This window comes from Mycoplasma sp. 1781 (assembly GCF_053851675.1).
In genome coordinates this window covers 13747-32526 of record NZ_JBSQBC010000009.1, presented here as the reverse complement: position 1 = coordinate 32526, position 18780 = coordinate 13747, and the positions used below count along the sequence as shown (strand labels likewise).

Annotated in this window: 19 protein-coding genes; 13 read left to right on the top strand and 6 right to left on the bottom strand. The window is 27.0% G+C overall.

Annotation, left to right across the window (positions count from 1 at the left end; translation table 4 throughout):
* A partial coding sequence (locus tag ACWXVP_RS02240) for a hypothetical protein (protein WP_456012874.1) occupies nt 1–634 on the top strand: 634 nt, incomplete at its 5' end.
* A 26-nt stretch (nt 635–660) separates the two neighbouring features.
* On the opposite strand, the gene ACWXVP_RS02235 is transcribed toward ACWXVP_RS02240, so the two are convergent.
* Complete coding sequence (locus tag ACWXVP_RS02235) at nt 661–1089, bottom strand: bis(5'-nucleosyl)-tetraphosphatase (protein WP_438340679.1); 429 nt, start codon at nt 1087–1089, stop codon at nt 661–663.
* Entirely contained in the window at nt 1076–1603 is a 528-nt protein-coding gene (locus tag ACWXVP_RS02230; RefSeq protein ID WP_455966076.1) for a hypothetical protein, read from the bottom strand. The genes ACWXVP_RS02235 and ACWXVP_RS02230 overlap by 14 nt, the downstream gene beginning before the upstream one ends.
* A 268-nt stretch (nt 1604–1871) precedes the next feature.
* Here ACWXVP_RS02230 and dnaX point away from each other — a divergent pair, with 268 nt between their 5' ends.
* From dnaX to rsmI, 6 genes are read left to right on the top strand one after another with little or no spacing between them, the layout of a single operon-like run.
* The gene (gene dnaX / locus ACWXVP_RS02225) at nt 1872–3842 is read left to right on the top strand and encodes a DNA polymerase III subunit gamma/tau (RefSeq protein ID WP_456012872.1); all 1971 of its coding nucleotides are present in this window, start codon (nt 1872–1874) and stop codon (nt 3840–3842) included.
* A 29-nt stretch (nt 3843–3871) separates the two neighbouring features.
* Nucleotides 3872–4165 (top strand): YbaB/EbfC family nucleoid-associated protein, encoded by a 294-nt coding sequence (locus ACWXVP_RS02220; RefSeq protein WP_438340682.1) that lies wholly within the window; start codon nt 3872–3874, stop codon nt 4163–4165.
* Complete coding sequence (locus ACWXVP_RS02215; RefSeq protein ID WP_438340683.1) at nt 4165–4755, top strand: toprim domain-containing protein; 591 nt, start codon at nt 4165–4167, stop codon at nt 4753–4755. Before ACWXVP_RS02220 ends, ACWXVP_RS02215 begins: the two co-directional genes overlap by 1 nt.
* A gap of 8 nt (nt 4756–4763) precedes the next feature.
* On the top strand, nt 4764–5405 hold the full coding sequence (gene tmk, locus ACWXVP_RS02210) for a dTMP kinase (RefSeq protein ID WP_456012870.1): 642 nt from the start codon (nt 4764–4766) through the stop codon (nt 5403–5405).
* Entirely contained in the window at nt 5405–6283 is an 879-nt protein-coding gene (locus ACWXVP_RS02205) for a hypothetical protein (protein ID WP_456012868.1), read from the top strand. The genes tmk and ACWXVP_RS02205 overlap by 1 nt, the downstream gene beginning before the upstream one ends.
* Nucleotides 6273–6980 (top strand): 16S rRNA (cytidine(1402)-2'-O)-methyltransferase, encoded by a 708-nt coding sequence (gene rsmI / locus ACWXVP_RS02200; RefSeq protein WP_456012866.1) that lies wholly within the window; start codon nt 6273–6275, stop codon nt 6978–6980. The genes ACWXVP_RS02205 and rsmI overlap by 11 nt, the downstream gene beginning before the upstream one ends.
* A 42-nt stretch (nt 6981–7022) precedes the next feature.
* Here the strand turns inward: rsmI and rpsT are convergent, their stop codons facing one another.
* On the bottom strand, nt 7023–7286 hold the full coding sequence (gene rpsT / locus ACWXVP_RS02195) for a 30S ribosomal protein S20 (RefSeq protein WP_438340687.1): 264 nt from the start codon (nt 7284–7286) through the stop codon (nt 7023–7025).
* Nucleotides 7287–7436: 150 nt separating this feature from the next.
* Between rpsT and ACWXVP_RS02190 the strand changes: the two genes are divergently transcribed.
* From ACWXVP_RS02190 to ACWXVP_RS02180, 3 genes are all read left to right on the top strand, one after another.
* Entirely contained in the window at nt 7437–8141 is a 705-nt protein-coding gene (locus tag ACWXVP_RS02190; protein WP_456012865.1) for a YgjP-like metallopeptidase domain-containing protein, read from the top strand.
* Nucleotides 8142–8155: 14 nt separating this feature from the next.
* Complete coding sequence (locus tag ACWXVP_RS02185; protein ID WP_444705045.1) at nt 8156–8797, top strand: hypothetical protein; 642 nt, start codon at nt 8156–8158, stop codon at nt 8795–8797.
* 179 nt (nt 8798–8976) lie between these two features.
* Complete coding sequence (locus tag ACWXVP_RS02180) at nt 8977–9714, top strand: hypothetical protein (RefSeq protein ID WP_438340690.1); 738 nt, start codon at nt 8977–8979, stop codon at nt 9712–9714.
* A 58-nt stretch (nt 9715–9772) separates the two neighbouring features.
* Here the strand turns inward: ACWXVP_RS02180 and thrS are convergent, their stop codons facing one another.
* Together thrS and trpS are read right to left on the bottom strand one after the other, a co-directional pair.
* A complete protein-coding gene (gene thrS / locus ACWXVP_RS02175; RefSeq protein ID WP_456012863.1) occupies nt 9773–11512 on the bottom strand; it encodes a threonine--tRNA ligase in 1740 nt (579 codons plus the stop codon).
* Nucleotides 11499–12503 (bottom strand): tryptophan--tRNA ligase, encoded by a 1005-nt coding sequence (gene trpS, locus ACWXVP_RS02170; protein ID WP_438340692.1) that lies wholly within the window; start codon nt 12501–12503, stop codon nt 11499–11501. The genes thrS and trpS overlap by 14 nt, the downstream gene beginning before the upstream one ends.
* 252 nt (nt 12504–12755) lie before the next feature.
* Between trpS and ACWXVP_RS02165 the strand changes: the two genes are divergently transcribed.
* Genes ACWXVP_RS02165 through ACWXVP_RS02155 form a run of 3 tightly spaced genes read left to right on the top strand, consistent with a single transcriptional unit; the run spans nt 12756 to nt 18185 of the window.
* Nucleotides 12756–13118 carry a hypothetical protein gene (locus ACWXVP_RS02165; RefSeq protein WP_438340693.1) on the top strand — a complete coding sequence of 121 codons (363 nt, stop codon included), beginning with the start codon at nt 12756–12758 and terminating at the stop codon, nt 13116–13118.
* A 1-nt stretch (nt 13119) separates the two neighbouring features.
* Nucleotides 13120–17043 carry an AAA domain-containing protein gene (locus ACWXVP_RS02160; protein ID WP_456012861.1) on the top strand — a complete coding sequence of 1308 codons (3924 nt, stop codon included), beginning with the start codon at nt 13120–13122 and terminating at the stop codon, nt 17041–17043.
* On the top strand, nt 17043–18185 hold the full coding sequence (locus tag ACWXVP_RS02155; protein WP_456012860.1) for a hypothetical protein: 1143 nt from the start codon (nt 17043–17045) through the stop codon (nt 18183–18185). The genes ACWXVP_RS02160 and ACWXVP_RS02155 overlap by 1 nt, the downstream gene beginning before the upstream one ends.
* Before the next feature lie 36 nt (nt 18186–18221).
* Here ACWXVP_RS02155 and def read toward each other — a convergent pair whose 3' ends face one another.
* Nucleotides 18222–18779: a peptide deformylase gene (gene def / locus ACWXVP_RS02150; RefSeq protein ID WP_438340696.1), complete on the bottom strand. Its 558-nt coding sequence runs from the start codon at nt 18777–18779 to the stop codon at nt 18222–18224.
* Nucleotide 18780: the final 1 nt, after the last annotated feature.

Genomic DNA, 18780 nt, shown 5'->3' with positions numbered 1-18780 from the left:
GTTTGGCGATAATATTAAAATTGTTTATGAAGATTTAAAGAAACATCATTCAAAAGAAGTTCTTACAGACTTAATAAAACAAAATAAACCAATTAAAGATCTATTAATTAAGAATGCTATTAAACTAGACTCAGTTGATTTAATTAACACTAACAATAATCTTATAAATAATATAAAAAATGAAGCTCCAAAAATTGAAATTGATTACAACGATCCTTCTAATGATGAAATTAAAAGAATTATTGACACATTTTTTAATAGATACTTGTATAACAAATACGATAAGGCGAAAGAAGGAAAAGGACAAAGATTTGGATTTTCAATAGATAATTCACACAATAATAAGGATATAACTATCCATAATGATAATTTATACGATACTGAAGTGCCGAAAGATGAGCCTGAGTTAAATGTTCCGTGAGATGAGGATGATGAACCTAGTCAAATGCAAACTAAACTAAAAACAGAATCTAAACAAAAACAAGAACAAAAAAGTGAATCAACATCCTCTAAAAAAGAAACCATCATAAATGAAGATACAAAATGAGGTGATCTTTACAATTTATTTTCAGGCGGAATTCAAGGTCACGCACCTATCATTGATATATTTGATATCCCTGGCGGAAAGAAATAATAAAAAATCTGGATTAAATCCAGATTTTATTTATTATATTTTCAACAATTGGTGATGTAGTAATTTACAGCTTTTTGGAGCACTTCCCGGTTTGAGTCATGAGTAATGCGATTCACCATAGCTTCTTCAATTCCAACTCACTCAACTATTTCTATTTCTCCCGGCTTATTTTTTATATCAAAATTTTTTGGTTTTGCTAAAAAAAATATAACATCTTTAGTTGTGTTTTTGAATGGAGAATATGTTGTTTTTTCTTTAAAGCCATCAATGATTTCAATATCAACATTTGTTTCTTCTTTAACTTCTCTTAGTGTTGTTTCGATCTCTGTCTCATTTTTTTCCATATGTCCCTTAGGAAAAGTCCAATGGCCGGCTGTTTGTTGAACAAGCAAAACATATAATTTAGATTCAATATTATTTAACACTACTGCGCCGCATGATTTAACGTATTTCATTTAAGATGCCACCTCTTTTTTTAATTGTAATATTTATTCCCAATATTGTAATTATATTTAAAATTAGAAGAGAATCAAAAATTAACTTGATTATTTTTAAATTCATGAATAAATTAATATTCTTTTCCCTACTATGTAGATTTTTTTGTAAGTAAGCATTTATTATAGCCTGGTGAGTCCCATTGATTAGAAATATTAGCAGAAAAAAAATTAAAATAAAAGCAATTAAAGCAATAACTAGACCAAAAACGGTTTTTAATAATTTATTATGATTAAGATTTTTTCTTTCCTTAAATATTGGCATATAGCTAAGGCTAGTTAACAACATAATAATATTTGTTAGTGTAATTATAGCTAATATTCCAATTAATAAATTTTTATTGATGTCTTTTTTTAATAATGCTGAAGCAATTATTTGTATAACGGATGCCAATAGAGCTACTATTACTAATACAAAGAAAGTGTAGAAATTGCGCTTAATTTGTGACTTGATTAGGTTATCAATTTTATTCATATTTATTATTATATATATTAAAATAAATACTTTTTACTATTAGTTAGAACTTAGTAAATGTTTTTTAATTTCAATAATAATAGTTTGTTTTATGTTAACATGATTTTTTTAAAAAAAGAAGTTTTGATAATTTTTGCTTATATAATTTAATACAATAATAGCATAGAATACCTTTGCTTTTTTGATAGACCTTTAACTAAAGGTTATTGTGTTTTTTAAATTTAAAACATTGGTATAAAATATATTATTTATGTTTAGGGAGAGTTCTGTGATCACAAAAAAATATTTAGCTCTATATCGTCAATATCGTCCAAAGACATTTGAGGAAATTTGTGGACAACAACACATAGTAGAGACACTAAAAAATATTATTCATGAAAACAAAATTGGCCATGCCTATCTATTTTGTGGTCCGCATGGTAATGGTAAAACTTCGACAGCAAAGATTTTTGCAAATGCTATTAATTGTATCCACCGTAGCTCAGAAAGTCCATGTTTAGAATGCATTAAATCGATTGATAATAATATTGATATTATTGAAATCGATGCTGCTTCAAATACCGGAATTGAAGATATTCGAGAACTTAAAGAGAAAATCAAACATTTGCCTACGAATGGTAAATATAAAATTTATATTATTGATGAAGTCCATATGTTATCAAAAGCAGCTTTTAATGCTCTTCTAAAAACTCTCGAGGAACCGCCAAAACATGCTATATTTATTTTAGCAACTACTGATCCTCAGAAGATCCCGCTAACAATATTAAGTCGTGTTCAAAGGTTTAACTTTAAAAAGATTGATAAAAAAGTATTATTTAATCAGCTTGTTAATATCTTTAAGAGAGAAAATATAGTAGCAAAGGATGATGCCATTAAGTTAATTGTTGATTTGGGTAATGGTAGTTTTAGAGACACGTTAAGTATTGCTGATCAAGTCGCTATTTATTGTGCAAATGAAGAAATAACTAAAGAAGCAATAGAAAGGCTCTTCGGAATAGTGGATTTTCAAAATATCTGATACTTAATAAAATGTATATGTGCCAACGAGCATAAGCCTTTAATCGACAAGTTTAATTATTTGGTTGAAAATGGCGCTAGCATTGAAAAAATTGTTCTACAAATATTTAAGGCATTTAAAGACTATATAATTATGAAAAAAACTCATGACGAATCATTATTAGAGTTTGCTAACATACAGCAACTTAGTGAACTTGATATTGATGATGAAGCTTTATTTAAATATATAGAATTAATTCAAAGCGCAATAAGAGATTCAAAAAATTCTGATATTCCCAAAGAACTTATTGATCTTTATTTATTAAAGATGTCTTCTTATAAGAAAAATAATTTAAATGATGGGATTATCAAAAAAAATATTGAAGATAATAATTTTTCATTTAATAATAAAGAAAAAGTTCATCAAGATAATTTGAATAATGATTTCCAACTGGTTGATGATGAAATTGCTAATAATGATAATCATAAACAATTTAATTCAATTTTTGATCTTAAAAGCATTTCTAATCAATTTGAATCTCCTAATGAAATTAGCACACAATCAATCAAAAAAGAGCTCAAAGATGTTGGAATTGAAGAAATAAATGTTGATCAATTGCTTGAAAAAACATCAGAAATTCTTATTGTAGAAACGGCCAAGGAATATGAGAATTTAGATTTATTAAATGATATTATTAGTGCTGAGTATAATGATCTTGCCCCTTCTAAGACTGTCGAAATCCTTAAGGCAGAGTTAGACCAAGATGAGGTTAATTCACTTGTTTTTATTTACCAATACGTGCGAATGAAGATTTATAATTACGATTCCAAGGCTAAGACAGATATTGATACTATGTATTACAATATGATTGAAAGAAGAATTAAGAAGGAACTTGGATATTTGATTCCTTTGTTGTCAGATTTTAAAATATTTTATAGTATGGATGACCTCATTGTTTTAAAAAGCGAAGACATTGCAAGGGTTCATCAACTAAATTTAAAAAGAACTAGCCCTGATTTTATTGAGGCTGTTAATAGTATTTTTGGTAGATACACAAATGTTGTTGCAATAACGCGTAACCAGCTTGATAATGCTATAAAATATTGTAAAGAAAATTGAGCAAGCAAAAAAGGCGAAGAAATTAAAATTATTAATTTGCCAAATTTAGATAAGTATAAAAATAAACAAAATCCCAATGTAGAATTTGCTAAGAAATTATTTGGCGATATTGTGAAGACATAAGGAAATTAAAAAAAGTAAGGAGAATTATTATGAACATTAATGAAATGTTAAAGAATGCAAAGAGAATTCAAGGAGAAATGGAAAAGGATGAGCAAGCTGTTGCTCAACAAAAGTTTGTTGTTGAAAAGCAAGGAATCAAGGTTACAATGAGTGGCCAAAGAAAAATTACAGAGATTATTATAAATGAAGCATTAATAGATCCTGAGGATCCTGAATTAATACAGGATTTAGTTATGCTTGCAGTTAATGAGGCTCTTGAAAAAATTGAAGCTGCATATGATGAAATTGGGGCAAAGTATTCCAATAGCGGGTTACCATTTTAATGAATTTACAACTTAGAGATAAAATCGTTGAAGCTCTAAAGATGATACCTGGTATTTCAAAAAAGCAGGCAGGCAAAATTGTGACTTATTTTCTTGAGGTTAATCCAGAATACACAAGTACATTGTTTTTGGATATTATAGACTTACAAAAGCAAACCAAGAAGTGTACACAATGCTTAGCATATACTACTAAGGATATTTGTGATATTTGTTTAGATAAAAAAAGAGGTAAAAAACTTTTTGTAGTCCAAGATAACAATGATATTGAAAAAATTGAGCAGTTGGACATTGAAAAAGGCAAATATTTTGTTTTTAATGAATATATCAATACTAAACAAATTAGTAATGAAACAACTAAAAAAATCAACCATTTATTAAGTGTAGCATCAAAAAATGATGAAATTATTTTAGCTTTAAATACTGATATAAATGGCCAAATAACAATGAAATTTCTTGAGAAAAAGATACGAGATGAATTAAAAAATAAGGATCTGTATCAGCTATCTGTTGGAATTCCTTTCGGAATGTCAATCGATGCCGCCGATCCGATTTCGTTAAAACAGTCAATATTAAACAAGAAAAAGGTGTAGGAGTATTTATGGGTCGAACAGGTAAATTTATTGCTTTTGAAGGCATGGACGGATCTGGAAAAACAACTATTATTCAAATGCTAAAGAATGATCTTATTAAGGATGGATTAATTGATAATTTTGTATTTACTAGAGAACCAGGATCTGCTTTTTCAAAAGAGGCTGAACACATTCGACAATTAATTCTTGATAATGAAAATTCATTTAGCTCGATGGTTGATGCTTTGCTTTTTGCGACAAGTAGACGCTTAAATCTTGAAAAAGGTATATGGCCTGCCTTGCAGGAAGAAAAACATGTAATTACAGATCGTTATACAACATCATCATATGTTTATCAAGGAGTTTTAGGTGATGCTGGCTTGGAAAAAGTAGAAATAATTAACCAAATAGCAACAAATAAAACTGAACCTGATTTAATAATATTTTTTGATCTTGAACCCTCTGTATCGGTTGAAAGAATTACTAAGATGCGTGAAGGAATGGATAGACTCGAGACTTCCGATGTATCATATTATTTTTCTTTGCGAGAGGCTTATAATAAGGTTATTGCAAAAAACCGCTCTAGATACCGTGTTATTGATGCAAATTGTTCTATTATTGATTTATATGAGAAAGTTTTAGAAATTCTTAAAAAAGAAAATATTTTATAATGATTGATTTTGTTTTTAAAAAAATAATTGATAACTCTCTCTTAGAGCAAAAATTAGGGCAAGTTTATTTATTTTCATCAAAAAATATTAAAAGTTTTGATGAATATTTTTTGTATTTTATTAATAATGTTAATGGTGAATGTTTTGAAAAAATTAGCGACATTAAACTAGGCGATATTTACTTTTATGTGGATGGAAGAAAAAATACAATTGGCAAAGAAAATATTCTTGATGTTATGAATGAAACAACTGAAACATCGTTGTTATCTAAAAATAAGAAAAAAATACTAATAATTGATACTGTTGAAAATGGTACACAGCAATCACTTAATAGTCTCTTAAAGTTTTTAGAAAATCCACCCCAAAACACCGTTGTTTTAATGTCTTGTAATTATATTTCTCAGGTTATAAGTACAATTAAATCACGTGCATTCATTATTGAATTAAATAATACCTTAAATACAAGAGATATTAATGAATTTAAGCCATTTAAGAATTTTTTTGTTCATACAAATAGTGAATATAATGAAGACATTATTCCTATTTTTACAGAATTAAGCAAGTCAATAGTTAATTCCAATAAAGAGCCGCAAAAATTATTAGTTAAAATTATTAGTCATTTTAATTATGATAATAAGGAAGTAATCATAAATTTTATGATCATGGCATTTATGGATATATATAAAGTAAAAAAAGGATTTAATGATTTACTAATCTTGAATGATTATAAAATACAACCAACATCATTTGATTATGTTCCTATTTATAAAATATTATGTGTTCTTCAAGAAACTAAAGTAAATCTAAAAAATGCAGCAAACTTTAATCTACAAAAGGCTATTTTATTGTTGAAATTAGAGGAGTTCTATGGATTTTAAAATTTATATCGTCGGAACCCCCATTGGAAACTTAGAAGATATAACCTTACGCGCTATTAGAATTCTAAATGAAGTCGAAATTATCTTGTGCGAAGATATAAGAGTAAGTAAGAAGTTATTAAATAATTTTAAAATAACAGGCAAAAAATTGATTTCTTATCATAAGTTTAATGAGAAAGAATTGGCTCCCCGTGTTATTTCCTATATATTATCTGGAAAAAAAGTTGCTTTAATTTCTGATGCTGGTATGCCTTGCATTTCTGATCCTGGTTTTAATTTAATTAGTGAAGCGAATAAAAATGGAATTTTTGTCGATGTTATAGGGGGAGTTACTGCATTTACTCATGCATTCATAAAATCTAACTTTGGATCTACATTTAACTTTATTGGTTTTTTGAAAGATAAAAGTGGTGAGAGAATTAATCAGTTAAAAAAAATTAATGAGGGTGTTTATGTGGCGTATATATCGCCATATAAGCTAATAAGTACATTAAAAGATTTTGATGAAGTTTTTTCTAAAAAAGTTGATATTTACTTATGCAAAGAGTTAACCAAACTTTTTGAAAAAGATTATCGCGGGACTCCAAATGAAATTATTAAATTATTAGAAAATGAGCCAATTAAGGGCGAATATGTAATTGTCTTTAATATTAAAAAAGAAAAGCATATTAAGATTAATAAATATGCAAAAAAATAAAAACCGGAATTTTCCGGTTTTTAAAAAATTATTTATTAAGAATTAATTCTTTGATTTAGCAATAAATGCATCTAAACGGCTAGCTTTTCTTGCACCATTATTTTGGTGTAAAACACCCTTTGAAACAGCTTTATCAATTTCATGGTGTGCTTTAGCAACTAATTCAGCTGCTTTTTCATCTTGTGATGTTGCTGCTAATTTAGCTTTTTTGATAGCAGTCTTTACAGTTGATTTAATAGCTGAGTTACGTGCGTTAGCTTTTTCGTTAGATAATATTGCTTTTTGTTTTGATTTAATGTTTGCCATTTTTTTGCCTTTCTTGCTAAAAAAAATAATTAGCATACTAATTTTACATAAAAACGCAATATTTTTTTGTATTTAGTTACTATTTTTGTTTTTTGTTACTTTTTTTAATAATTACACATTATTTATTTTAATTTATTAAAATATTTTTATATGAAAAGCCCTAATATGACTGTTTATAGAATAATAAATAAAGAAAAATATTTAATAAAACTTTATTATACTTACGATAATTCCTTTTTGCTATTGCAAGAAAATAATTATTATGTTTTGCAAGGTTCAATTATAAAATTATGTTCGAAGGAATGTTGAAGATTTGTGGATGAAACAATATTAAAAATAACTCAAAAAATTAATATTGATAATCAATATTTTCTTGGTGTTGATTATAATAAGAAAACATTTTATTACTTAGGCAAAAAAGTTAATTTTAAAATAAGAGAAAATCTTATCATTTTTGATGATGAAAAATTTGGGTCAATAAAAATCTCAAAAAAAATAACTCCTTTATTAGCTGAAACTTATGTAAATGATCAATTGAATAAAAAACTAATTGCCGTATTTAAATTTTATGCTGATGAAGCATATAAAAAAATTGTTGGTGAAGAATACAATCTAAAATTTATTGTTATGAAAAAAAATACTTCCTGAGCTTCAATAAATATAAGGACGTATAGGATAAGCATATGCAATAAATTAATTCATTTTAGTGAAGAAATAATAAGATATGTTGCCTATCATGAGATCTGCCATATAATTCATCCAAATCACTCAAAAGCATTTCGGGATTTGTTAGAATCATTTATCCCCAATTTTCGTGAACTTGATAAAAAACAAAAAAGACACATTTTAGTCTAAGGAGAAATTTATAAATGGAAAAACAAGCTGTGGTGTTGTTGATTGTTATTTACACAATGTTAGCAATAATATTAATCATTGACTTAATTTTTATTATAAGACATTTCAAAAACAAAAAAAGAAGTGAAATGCAAAATGAAGAAAGTGAAATTAATAAAGTTGATCTAAACACCGAAATTAAGAAAATAAGTAGGTTTATACCTAACACGAAATATATAAAGGAAGGTAAATATAGACCTGAAAAATTTGACTCCTTTATTAGTGGTGCCCTAATTATAAATAGCTATGGTCTTTTTGTTATTAAAAATATAAAAGATAATGCTATGCTAGTTGAAGGTGATTATAATAATCGTGAATGGTTTTTGACTACGCCCAAAGCCAAATATTGTATTAATAACTTATTTTGGGATTTGAATAAAAATATTGATAATTTACTTCCTTTACTTCCTAATAATCTTCCAGTGATTGGCATTTTAATATTTGAAGATATCGATAAAATTGATATTAATAATTATCCAGGATATTTAGGCTTCTCTAAACTCAAAGATTTATCAAGTTTTATGAATGATGCAAAGCGCCAATTAAAGCCTATAATAACTCCTGAAAATGTTGAAAAAATTGTTGAATTATTAAATAATAAACGTCTTGAATTTTAGTTTGATGTTCTTATAAGAAGTATTGCTAAAACATTGCTTGTTTATTGAAAATGATTGCTTTTTTAGTATTTAGTATCTTAAAAAAATAAAAATTGTTTATATAAATGAATTAAATTATTTTTTTTGTCTATAATTAAAGCATAATATTATATAAAATATAAAACAATAGAAAGGAAATAATGACCAAAAGTAAACTAGAAAGATATTACATTTCTGAAAAGATTGGTGATGATAAAAAAGTGTCATTTAATTTCAAAAAAGCAAATCAAAAAATTTCAGGTAATTTTACTGAATTTGTTGATGCTGTTTCAGAATTTATTAGAGTTAGTGAAAAATCAAAAAATGATACTCGTGTGTGATTTCATCAAGACGGGGCCTACCGTGGAAGTGTTGATATAAAGAAAGCTCGTAACATAATTGAAAAAATATTAGAAGTTAAAGTTGAAAATGAAAAGGCTATTGAATATATTGAAAAGGAGGATTTGGTGGATAAACCAATGCCAGTTAAAAAGATGAAAACTACCCCTATGATCGATTTAGAAGCAGAAGCATCACAAACAACTTTTTATGTTGAAAATATTGAAACAAGAAAGGCTTCACAAGTTTCGGCTCTTGATGTTAAATCATTTTCAAAATACATAACAATTATTGAAAAGGTTAAACAGTTAGGCAATACATTAGTTGTTTCATTTCATTTAGAAAACGAAGGCAATTCATCAATGACTCATGAATACATTATTACAGGTTTTGCTGAAGAAGCAATGAGCTCATGTTCATCATGCAAAGCAATGCCTCACAATAAAAAACTTGGTTTATGACGTGAAAAAAGAGCTTTCCTTGCTTTATTCACAATATTAACATTATTAATTATTGTTAACATTATTTTAATTGTATTACGTGTAAAGGCTATAATCTAAATTAGATATATAAAAAGTAAAAATTTTTAAAAAAGTTAGGGCTACCTAACTTTTTAAATTATTTTAATTCGCGTTTCAGCATTGATAATTTAGTTATAAATTCTTCTTTTGAATATATTTCGGTTTTTTCACTGCCATATTCTCTTACAGCTAATTTGTTATTTTCAACCTCTTGGCGTCCGATAATAACTATAAATTTAGATTTTTGAATTTGTGCATCGCGAATTTTTTTATTTATTCTTTCGTTTCTTAAGTCAACATTAACATTAAAATCTAAATCCAAAAATTCCTCAAATAGAGATTGACAATAATCATTTAAATCACTTACAATTGGCATTATTGTAACTTGTCTTGGACTTAATCAAAACGGTAGAATACCTTTGGTTTGTTCCAATAATGTAGCGATAAATCTTTCATAAGTTCCAATTAAGCCACGATGAATTAAAACAGGTGTTTCAAATTCTTCATTATCATTAACAAACTTCATGTTAAATCTATGAGGGAGCAAGAAATCAAGTTGAAGTGTTGACATTGTTATTATTCTATTTAACGCAGTTCTAACTTGAAAATCGACTTTTGGACCATAAAAAGCTGCTTCACCTATAAATTCCTTGTATTCAATGTTTAATTCTCTTAATACTTCACGAAGGTCATTTTCGGCTTTGTTTCACATTTGATCATCCTTAAAGAATTTTTCTTCATCATTTGGGTCCCTTAAGGAAAGCGAAACATGGTCTATTTCAATTTTAAAATCTTTGAGTGCCTGTAGAATCATTTTATAAAGGTGTTTAAATTCAGATTTAATTTGGTCTGGTCTAACAAAAATATGTCCTTCGGTTAAATCCATAGATCTAACTCTTTCTAATCCAGAAAGGGCACCTGATTTTTCATAACGGTACAACCTAGATTGTTCAGAATATCGTATAGGTAAATCGCGATATGAACGTCTTGTTGAATTAAATAAGATTATATGATGCGGACAAGTCATAGGGCGTGCCACAAGAGTTTCATTATCCATCAATATAGGACTAAACATAACGTCTTGATAATGTGATCAGTGACCACTCATTTCATATAATTTTTTTTCTCCAAAATGAGGAGTTAAAACCTCGGTGAAACCAAATTTTTTATCTAACTTTAAAACATATCTTTGGATTGAATTGTGAATTTTCATTCCATCTTCAAGTCAAATTGGGAAACCTTGGCCTGACAGTTGGCTAAACATAAAAAGGTTTAGATCCTTGCCTATTTTGCGGTGGTCTCTTTCCCTTCTTTCTTTTAGAATTTCTATGTAATCATCAAGTTCTTGTTTATTTTCTCACGAAGTACCATAGATTCTTGTTAGCATTTTGTTATTAGAATCACCCCTTCAATAGGCCCCTGCAATTGATAGCAACTTAAAATGTTTAATTTCTTTAGTATTTTCGATATGCCCACCAGCGCAAAGATCTGTGAATAAAATTTCATTAGTTTTTGGGTGTTTGAATTGAAAGAAGGTTATTTCTTTTTTTTCATTTACGAATTTATCATATAATTCTTGCTTGTAGGGTTGATTCTCAAAAGAGAAAAAGTCTTTTTCGACTTTTTTCATTTCATAACCTTGTTCAGCTAGTTTTTTCATTGTTTTTTCAATTCGAGGTAAGTCTGATTCAAAAATTGGATTTTCAAATTCAAAGTCATAGTAAAAACCCTCCTCGATAGCAGGACCAATTGCCAGTTTTGTATTTGGATACATTTTTAAAATTGCTGCAGCTAATAGATGACTAGTTGAGTGATTTAATTTATTATTTGATTTCATTATTTAAACCTAGGCCTTTCATAAATTTTTTAAGAGTAATTGAAGCAGTTTTTGAAGCCTTTTGTGCTCCCTTTTTTGCTTTTTTTTCGATATCTTTTATTACTTCATTGTATTTTGATTGAATTTTAGTTAAAAAATCTTTAACTAAGGTGCCCACTTCTTGCTTTAATTCACCATAATTTTTTTCTTTGAAATGTTGTTCAGCTTCCGTTAAGTCTATATCTTTAAGTGAAGAATAAATTGATAATAAATTTTTAATGCCCGGCTTATCGTCTGAGATGTAAATTTTTCCTTCAGAATCAGTAACTGCTTTCATTATTTTTTTATATCCTAATTCAGGATCGTCCAATAAATAAATTGCTGATTTTTCATTTGCATCTGATTTTGACATTTTTTTAGTTGGGTCAACTAGTGACATAATTTTTGCCCCAACTTCCGGTATATATGGCTCAGGAACCTTGAATTTAATATTGAATTTATTATTTAGTCTTTGAGCTATATTTCTTGTTAATTCAACATGCTGCTTCTGATCAATTCCGACAGGCACTAAATCAGCATCATATAAGAGAATATCAGCAACCATCAATGTTGGATACATTAAAAGTCCTGTCGGAATTGTTTCCATACCATTTGAACTTTTTACTTTTTGAGATTTATCTTTAAATTGAGTCATTCTAGATAATTCACCAATAGTTGTATTTGTTAAAATTAACCAGTTCATTAAACCATGTTCCATAACATCTGATTGAAAAAAAAGGGTCGATTTTTCAGGATCAATTCCACAGGCAATAAATAAAGCGTATATATTTTTACGATTTTCTTCAAGGATATGTGGTTCAATAGGGAGGGTTAGAGCATGGAGATCAGCGATAAATATATAGCTATCATAATTTTCTTGCAATTTAACCATATTTTTTATTGCTCCAATATAGTTTGCTATGGTTAATTTTCCTGTAGCCGTAATTCCACTTAAAACTCTTTTTTTGTCCATTTTGTGCCTTCTTTTTTAATAAATTCTTGTATAAATTTTATAACTTTTTTAAAAATATCATATTAAATAATTTATTATTTAATAATCCAACATTATAACTTTTTTATGCTTAAATTAAGTTGAAAAAATAATTAATAAATTTTATTTGATATCTTTGTTGAAAATTACTATTAATTAAATGTTTTTTTGATATTAATTTTAAATTAAAATATAATTTAAAAGTAGAAATTTTTAAGTGAAAAAGGTGTTAATATGAACCCAAAAAACAAATTTTTATATATCTTTTTAATCATAGTTACTTTTGGATTTATTTTAATTTATTGAAAGAAAAGATTTAGACAAACCAAACCCAAGAATTATCTCTCAAAGGAAACTAAATTAAGTTTTAATTTTGATGTATTTGTTTCGCTATTAGGTGGAAAAGAAAATATTAAATCGGTATCAGCTACACAAAAAATTTTAAAAATTAATTTTTTTGATAAGACCAAGATTGCTATACCGCAATTAAAAAATCTTGATGGTATAACCGGAGTTGCAATTCAAAGTAAAACTATTTCTTTTGTAGTCGGTAATGTAGCCAAACACATAGAGCACTTAATTAATGAGGTAAATTAAAATGAATAACAATACCAAATATCAAATGTTAATGGCTAATCTGCTAAATATTGATACCTTTGATTCTTCATTGTACAGTTCAATTGATAACGAAAAATATTTTGATGTGTTAAAAAATTTCGGTGAAGAAACCTTTGATCATATATACAATAATTTTAATATAAATTGCACGATTTCTGATATTGCAAATCGGATGATTGCAACAAAGGTTTATGAAGCTAAAAATAAGAATGAAGTAATTGCTATTTTTGAAGACTATAATAAACGAATACCAGAAAATTTATTTAAGATGCTTGGTACAAATTTTGAAAAAGCAAAAGCCATTATTGTTGCTAGTCAGGAAACGGAGTTTCAAAAATCAGTTGTTAAGTGAAAGAAAATTTTAAATAAAGCGCAAAATATCAATATTGAAACCAATATTTGGCCCTTGCATATAGGCTTTTTCTATATATCAATAAAAACAGAAAATAAAACAATTTATGCTCCATTATTTTTTAAAGAGATATTGGTTGAAGTTAAAAATTCATTGGTTACCTTAAGTTCTAGTTCTGACATAAGAGTAAATAGCAAGCTAGTCACGTTCTTGAATCAAGAAGGCTTTTCGCTCAATGTTGACTCATTTGATTTTAATAACCTATCAATTCGTGAAGTATTTGAAAGTTTTAAAAATGCTTGAAAACCACTCTTCAATATGCCCTTAACTTTGAAAGAAGGCATTAAAAATTTAACAATTGAAAATATTGAAAATAGCTCAATAGAATTTTATCCCGGAATAGTTCTTGGTTTTTATAATGTTTCGTCAGGATATTTGTGAAATCAAATGAAAAAAATTATTGAAAATGATGAGTTTGATGAGATTTTAAATCCAAATTTTAATAAGAATTTATATCGTGAAAAGGTTAATAGAGTAATTTTTGATAACAAGTTTAAGCTTTTTAAAATTCAAGAAACTAATTTTTCTCAGGATGTTGCAACAATCTCGTCACTATATCAGGATACAATTATTTGAGGTCCTCCTGGGACAGGGAAATCACAAACTATTTCTAATTTAATAACTAATATTATGACAAGAGGCTACACCGCCTTAGTTGTAAGCCAAAAGAAAGCAGCATTAGACGTTTTACGTAGCAGGCTAAAAAAGCTTTCTATTTTTTGCTTATTTGCATTAAATGATAAAAATCTGAGACCCGAGAATTTTTACAAGCCATTGCGTGAATTTATTCATTTGTTAGAAAATTATGAAAATTCAAATGCTGAAGAAGGTCTTAGTGTTTTTAGCGATGAAGATGAAAGTTATGTTGATAATGTAAATTTAATTAAGCAAACTAAAAATATAGATAATATCATTAATTTTTATAGCGCGGTAATGAATGGTAATTTTAGTGTGCAAACATATGAAAACCTTAAAAAAATGGATCATAATCTTAAATATAATCAATGTTGCGAATTTAGTGATAAGAAGCTAATTATAAAAAAACTATATGAAAAAAATTTTAATAAGAAATGCACTATTTTTAGTATTATTCCTAAAATAATTAAAAACATGGCGGAAATAATATCGAATGATCAAAGTTTAATGACTATTGATATTGATGAGGCGCTTAAATATGTAAATCTTGTTTCATTTGAAGAAATTACTAATTTTGAAAAACAATATAAAAAAATTCTCAACAAAAAAACCAATTATTTAAATGATGATAAAAATATTGTTAAGATGCTTCTTGAAAAAACATTTGATCGGATGACCAATTTTAGCGATGAGCAAAAAATGCAATATACTTCCTTTGCTATGGCTATAAGAACTGGCCATTTAAAGCCTTACAAGTTTTTTCACAAACATAAGGAGATGATTAAGATATTATTTCCAATAATTATTACTACCCCTGAACTTGATTTGTCGATGTGATCTAAACAGGAGTTTGATTTTGCTATTCTTGATGAATCATCGCAAATGTTTATTGAAAAGGGCATTCCAATTTTATATTTAGCAAAGCGAAAAATTCTTGCCGGTGATAGCCAACAAATGCAACCCACAAGATGATTCTCTGCGACATATAGTTTTGATGAAGAAGATGACTTTGGCAATATTGAATCGTTGCTAGATTATGCTAGGGCAAGAGGTGTTTATTCGCTGCTATTAGATAAAAATTACCGTTCTAAAAAGGCGACATTAATGACTTTTTCATCAAAGCATTTTTATGAATCAAAACTTGATGTTATTGATAACTATGAACTATCAGTTTCTAATGAAAAAGCAATTGAGGTTTTTCAAGTTGATGGAACTTGGGATAATAGCATGAATGTTGCTGAGGGTGAAAAGGTTATTGAATTATGCAAGCAAAATCTTGAAAAATATAACAAAATAATCATTTTAGTTTTTAATGTTAAACAACAAGAATATCTATTTAATAGAATATTCGGAAATGATCCAGAATTAGAAGATGCTCTAAATAGTGAAAAAGTTGTTTTGAAAAATATTGAAAATATCCAAGGCGATGAAGCTGATTTGGTTATTATGTCAGTTGTGTATGATAAAAATACTGCTTTATATAACACATACGTTGCAAGAAAAGGCGGGAAAAATGCTCTTAATGTGGCAATATCACGCGCTAAAGAAAAGGTCTTTGTTGTTAAATCGATTTATGCCGATGATATTGAAATTACAGATCGATCAACAGCTGACATGATAGTATTTAAGGAATGATTAAAATTTCTTGACTTATCAATTGATGAGCAAAAAAATTATTTAGATGAGGTTGAAGATTTTTTGGCTACTAAAATTATTTCATTGCCCGAAGATATTAAATTTAAGGTTGATGTACTAGATGAACTTCGCAATTTTATTAATGACAAAAACCTTCAATTTCAGACAGATTACTCTGTTGGAACTAAAACCATCGATATTGTTTTAATTAATAAGCTTAACAACAAGCTTATTCAAGGATTTATTTTAGATAATTTTTTATATAAGAATGATTATCGTAAATATCTTATTTTTAGAGACAATATTAAGTTTCTTGAATCTAAGGAATATCCGATTATTACTATTTCTGAAATTGAATGGCCAATTATTAAAAATAAGATATTTGCATATTTAGAAGCATTGATATCACAACAACAAGTAGAAAATCAAGCTATTATAGAATTACAAAAAAATAATATGTATGAATTAAAAGAATATAAAGAAGTTAATTTTATTCCTCAATCTGGAGAAGAAGATATGAATATAGAAACTAAACTAAAAGATAATAATATTGTTAGTTTGAAAGAAAATAATATAAAAACAGGTGATGAAACGGCAAAAAACAATGATCATATTGATGACGTCGATGATTTTTATGTCGCAGAAATGGATAATCATAATCAAATAGCGGTTGAAATTGATGAATTCGAAGAACAAAATAATTATTTGGAAATTCATCCAGATGAGACAGATGATATTGACTCTCTTACTGATGATTTTAAGGTAGAACAATTTAAGCAAGATGATTTGGAAGTTGCTCAGGATAATGAAGATTATTCTTCCGATGTTATTATGGATTTAAATGAAAATACACATGAAGAATTCGAAGATAGCGAAGTTTCATTAAATAATTTATCATCTGATTTTTTGGAAGATGATACCTATATAATTGATCAAGAAAATGATGAAACTATCTCAAAAACTGAAATTAATGATTTTAAAATAAATTCCAACAAGTTAAACAATGAGACAGATGAGTTTAATAATACTGAATTATTAGGATTATCTAGTGTTGAAGAAAATGATTTTGAATTTGAAGAATTAAAAGAAACTAATGTTAGAGCAGATCAGGAAAAACAGGTTGATTTTAAAAAGATAGAGAATACACCGGATAATATAATTGATGAGTTTGGTTTAGTTGATACTGATGAAAAAACAACGGAATTTGAATTTGGGGATTAATGAAAAAAGATAACAAAGATTTGGAATTTGATTGGGTTGATTCGATTGACAAGGATGTTAGCTTTGAAGACCAATTAAAACATAAAAAAGTTGCTCAACGTCTAACAAAAGCAAAGAAGATAAGAAAAATATTATTTTGATCACTTTCAGGTGCTTTGCTTTCTTCTGTTATTATTGCAACAGTCAGTATACAACTTACAAAACCTAAAAAAGCACTTATTTATTGGTTTAATAGTGTTAAAAAATACTCATTTAATTTAAATAATAATAAAAACAAAGATGTTAATATAAAAATAAACAACGATATAAAAATTGATGGCACTCCAGAAAGTGTCATGGCTAAAATTATTAATAATAGTGATTCCGATAATATTAGTCTTTTGTTTAAAAAAAATGTTCAAAAAGAAATAAGTGAATATGCAATTTTTGAAAATAAAAATTCTAATGTTAAATGGAAAATTGAATTTGAAAATTTTGTAATTGATACATTATCTAAAAATACATTGTTTGTTGATCTTGTTTTTAAACATCAAGAAGGGACAAATACTGAATTTGTTATTAGAAATTTTCCTATTTATACAACATTAAAAACAAAACAATTCAATGAAGAAACAATAAAGAAAAAGCAAGACCAATTTGATAGTAAATTTATTGAATCAATTAAGAATAAGGTCGCTTATAAGTTGTTTTTACCTATTGATGTAAAAGATAAATTTTCTAATGAAAAAATTAATAGATATAAAGCGGAATTTAGAAAATTTATACAAGACTTTAATGATAAATTTTCTTCTATTAAAAATGACTCATCAAAATTAATTGATTATTCTTGAGCTTTTGGTGAACCACACAAGATAAATAACGGCATTGAACAAATGACGGTTGTATCTAACTTTGTAACAGAAACTAATAATTTTTATTCCCCTATTTTATTTACATCTCCAATAAAAATTGAGGGTTTTGATAATGAAGATTGAAAAACATCAACACGAATAAAATTTAAAGGTAGAATTATTACCTTATCTACAAATAAAGAGAAACTAGGTAGATACCATTCTCAATATGGCATTTATATCGAACCTAACTATGGCAATAACCAAAAGGAAATAGAGTTTGATGTTCCATTATTTTTTGAAAAAGGTTAATAAAAAAAATAGGTTATTATCTAACCTATTTTTCTATTACAAAACTTGCAAATCTTTGTCTTTTGCTCATGGACTCTTTTTATTTATTCTATCTATAAATAATCCACCTTGTAAATGGTCAAATTCATGCTGAAATACGATTGCGCTATAACCACTTGCTTCAAATCTTTTGTATTTCTTTTCCATATATGAATATCCATCAAAAATAACTCTTGCATATCTAGGGACTAAGCCTTCCTGATTTGGTCAATCTTCGCTAACACTTAGGCATCCTTCACCTTCTGATAAGGCAATTTTATGCTCTGAGTGACCAATAAGTTTTGGGTTTATTATGGCATCATTAAAAATCACATTGTTATTATTATCAACTATCAGAATATAAAATATGTTTTTTGGTATTCCATATTGAATAGCTGCGACACCGACAGCTGGTCTAAATTTTGTATTTTGTTTTTGACTATCGCTGACATGAAAAATCATTTTTTCAATCAAATCAATATTTTCTTGTGATAAGGGAATTTCTACATCTTTTGATTTTTCTCGTAATATTTTTTTAGGTAATTGCACTATACTAACATCTTCAAATTTAAACATA